The organism is Streptococcus dentapri (genome assembly GCF_042649885.1).
Classification (GTDB): domain Bacteria; phylum Bacillota; class Bacilli; order Lactobacillales; family Streptococcaceae; genus Streptococcus; species Streptococcus dentapri.
Genome location: NZ_JBHSAC010000088.1, coordinates 1 through 4,224 on the forward strand (window position 1 = coordinate 1; position 4,224 = coordinate 4,224).

Sequence of the window (4,224 nt, forward strand, 5' to 3'; positions counted from 1 at the left end):
AAAATAGAAACAGCTAGTGATAGCATGAGTTTTGATCAACTATTATTAATGAGAGTTTGATCCTGGCTCAGGACGAACGCTGGCGGCGTGCCTAATACATGCAAGTGGAACGCATGGGTAATACCGGAGCTTGCTCCACCATTACTCATGAGTCGCGAACGGGTGAGTAACGCGTAGGTAACCTGGCTTTAAGAGGGGGATAACTATTGGAAACGATAGCTAATACCGCATAGGCGTGGCTAATGCATGTTAGCCACATAAAAGGGGCAAGAGCTCCGCTTAGAGATGGACCTGCGTTGTATTAGCTAGTTGGTAGGGTAAAGGCCTACCAAGGCGACGATACATAGCCGACCTGAGAGGGTGAACGGCCACACTGGGACTGAGACACGGCCCAGACTCCTACGGGAGGCAGCAGTAGGGAATCTTCGGCAATGGGGGGAACCCTGACCGAGCAACGCCGCGTGAGTGAAGAAGGTTTTCGGATCGTAAAGCTCTGTTGTTAAGGAAGAACGGGTAAGGGAGTGGAAAGCCCTTATCGTGACGGTACTTAACCAGAAAGGGACGGCTAACTACGTGCCAGCAGCCGCGGTAATACGTAGGTCCCGAGCGTTGTCCGGATTTATTGGGCGTAAAGGGAGCGCAGGCGGTTTTGTAAGTCTGAAGTTAAAGGCATTGGCTCAACCAATGTTAGCTTTGGAAACTGCAGGACTTGAGTTCAGAAGGGGAGAGTGGAATTCCATGTGTAGCGGTGAAATGCGTAGATATATGGAGGAACACCGGTGGCGAAAGCGGCTCTCTGGTCTGAGACTGACGCTGAGGCTCGAAAGCGTGGGTAGCGAACAGGATTAGATACCCTGGTAGTCCACGCCGTAAACGCTGAGTGCTAGGTGTTAGGCCCTTTCCGGGGCTTAGTGCCGTAGCTAACGCAATAAGCACTCCGCCTGGGGAGTACGACCGCAAGGTTGAAACTCAAAGGAATTGACGGGGGCCCGCACAAGCGGTGGAGCATGTGGTTTAATTCGAAGCAACGCGAAGAACCTTACCAGGTCTTGACATCCCGGTGCTATTTCTAGAGATAGAAAGTTTCTTTTGAACACTGGAGACAGGTGGTGCATGGTTGTCGTCAGCTCGTGTCGTGAGATGTTGGGTTAAGTCCCGCAACGAGCGCAACCCTTATTGTTAGTTGCCATCATTAAGTTGGGCACTCTAGCGAGACTGCCGGTAATAAACCGGAGGAAGGTGGGGATGACGTCAAATCATCATGCCCCTTATGACCTGGGCTACACACGTGCTACAATGGTTGGTACAACGAGTTGCGAGCCGGTGACGGCAAGCTAATCTCTGAAAGCCAATCTCAGTTCGGATTGGAGGCTGCAACTCGCCTCCATGAAGTCGGAATCGCTAGTAATCGCGGATCAGCACGCCGCGGTGAATACGTTCCCGGGCCTTGTACACACCGCCCGTCACACCACGAGAGTTTGTAACACCCAAAGTCGGTGAGGTAACCGTTCAGGAGCCAGCCGCCTAAGGTGGGATGGATGATTGGGGTGAAGTCGTAACAAGGTAGCCGTATCGGAAGGTGCGGCTGGATCACCTCCTTTCTAAGGAAAAGTAAGTAACAGAGGGCGTAAAAAGCGACTTGATTTTAGGAAACCAACGCAGTATGCTTGCATACCAGATGGTTTATCTAAATCACAAGCTTTTAGCCCGAGTACAATTTGACTCATTATCTGTTCTTACAAAGGAAGCACTTGGTTTGTCTGTTTAGTTTTGAGAGGTTTTGTGGGGCCTTAGCTCAGCTGGGAGAGCGCCTGCTTTGCACGCAGGAGGTCAGCGGTTCGATCCCGCTAGGCTCCATTAGGATATGAGAGATGACTTTTTATCCTAGCATGATATTTGAAGGGCCCTCAAACTTATTAGAGATAGGTCTCAGGGGTTTAAGATATCACGTTTGCCCATTGACAATTGAATATCTATCAAAGAAAGTAACAAGAAAGAAACCGAGAAAAAGCGACTGCTATCGAGCAAGAATAAGGTTAAGTTAGTAAGGGCGCACGGTGGATGCCTTGGCACTAGGAGCCGATGAAGGACGTGACGAACGACGAAATGCTTTGGGGAGCTGTAAGTAAGCTATGATCCAGAGATGTCCGAATGGGGGAACCCACTAGCTAAAGGCTAGTATCCCTACCTGTTAAGGGTAGAGGAAGGAAGACGCAGTGAACTGAAACATCTAAGTAGCTGCAGGAAGAGAAAGCAAGAGCGATTGCCTCAGTAGCGGCGAGCGAAGCGGCAGGAGGGCAAACCAGAGTGTTTACACTCTGGGGTTGTAGGACTGCAATAAGGCCTTAAAGAGTATAGAAGAACGACCTGGGAAGGTCGGCCAAAGAGAGTAAAAGCCTCGTATTTGAAATAGTCTTTATACCTAGCAGGATCCTGAGTACGGCGGGACACGTGTAATCCCGTCGGAAGCTGGGAGGCCCATCTCCCAACCCTAAATACTCCCTAGTGACCGATAGTGAACCAGTACCGTGAGGGAAAGGTGAAAAGTACCCCGGAAGGGGAGTGAAAGAGAACCTGAAACCGTGTGCCTACAAGAAGTTCGAGCCCGTTAATGGGTGAGAGCGTGCCTTTTGTAGAATGAACCGGCGAGTTACGTTGACGTGCGAGGTTAAGTTGAAGAGACGGAGCCGTAGGGAAACCGAGTCTGAAGAGGGCGCCTTAGTACGTTGATGTAGACCCGAAACCATGTGACCTACCCATGAGCAGGTTGAAGGTGCGGTAAGACGCACTGGAGGACCGAACCAGGGCACGTTGAAAAGTGCTTGGATGACTTGTGGGTAGCGGAGAAATTCCAAACGAACTTGGAGATAGCTGGTTCTCTCCGAAATAGCTTTAGGGCTAGCGTCGACAATAGAGAATCTTGGAGGTAGAGCACTGTTTGGGTGAGGGGTCCATCCCGGATTACCAATCTCAGATAAACTCCGAATGCCAATGATTTATGGTCGGCAGTCAGACTGCGAGTGCTAAGATCCGTAGTCGAAAGGGAAACAGCCCAGACCACCAGCTAAGGTCCCCAAATAATTGTTAAGTGGAAAAGGATGTGGGGTTGCACAGACAACTAGGATGTTAGCTTAGAAGCAGCTATTCATTCAAAGAGTGCGTAATAGCTCACTAGTCGAGTGACCCTGCGCCGAAAATGTACCGGGGCTAAAACAATTTACCGAAGCTGTGGATACCTTTATAGGTATGGTAGGAGAGCGTTCTATGTGTGGTGAAGGCATACCGTGAGGAGTGCTGGAGTGCATAGAAGTGAGAATGCCGGTATGAGTAGCGAAAGATGGGTGAGAATCCCATCCACCGTAAGACTAAGGTTTCCAGGGGAAGGCTCGTCCGCCCTGGGTTAGTCGGGACCTAAGGAGAGACCGAAAGGTGTATTCGATGGCCAACAGGTTGATATTCCTGTACTAGAGTATTGAGTGAAGGAGGGACGCAGAAGGCTAGCGGAACCGGACGACTGGAAGAGTCCGGCCAATCAGTGAGGTGTGGACTGAGTCAAATGCTTAGTTCTGCAACATTGAGCTGAGAAGGGGAGTGAAGTATAGTAGCGAAGTTCGTGATGTCAGGCTGCCAAGAAAAGCTTCTAGCGTTTAAAGATACTCTACCCGTACCGCAAACCGACACAGGTAGTCGAGGCGAGTAGCCTCAGGTGATCGAGAGAACTCTCGTTAAGGAACTCGGCAAAATGGCCCCGTAACTTCGGGAGAAGGGGCGCTGGCTCAAGGTCAGCCGCAGTGAAAAGGCCCAAGCAACTGTTTATCAAAAACACAGCTCTCTGCAAAATCGTAAGATGACGTATAGGGGGTGACGCCTGCCCGGTGCTGGAAGGTTAAGAGGAGCGCTTAGACTTAGGTCGAAGGTGTGAATTGAAGCCCCAGTAAACGGCGGCCGTAACTATAACGGTCCTAAGGTAGCGAAATTCCTTGTCGGGTAAGTTCCGACCCGCACGAAAGGCGTAATGATTTGGGCACTGTCTCAACGAGAGACTCGGTGAAATTTTAGTACCTGTGAAGATGCAGGTTACCCGCGACAGGACGGAAAGACCCCATGGAGCTTTACTGCAGTTTGATATTGCGTATCTGTAGCACATGTACAGGATAGGTAGGAGCCGTAGAAGATGGGACGCTAGTTTCATTGGAGGCGCTGTTGGGATACTACCCTTGTGTT

1 tRNA gene and 2 rRNA genes are annotated in these 4,224 nt (G+C 50.4%); all 3 read left to right on the top strand.

Going from position 1 to position 4,224, the window contains the following annotated elements:
• Window positions 1-44 precede the first annotated feature (44 nt).
• Window positions 45-1,601 (top strand): 16S ribosomal RNA (locus ACFOSE_RS09620).
• A gap of 183 nt (window positions 1,602-1,784) precedes the next feature.
• Window positions 1,785-1,857 (top strand) — tRNA-Ala (locus ACFOSE_RS09625).
• 177 nt (window positions 1,858-2,034) lie between these two features.
• Window positions 2,035-4,224, top strand: a 23S ribosomal RNA gene (locus tag ACFOSE_RS09630); the annotation flags it as partial.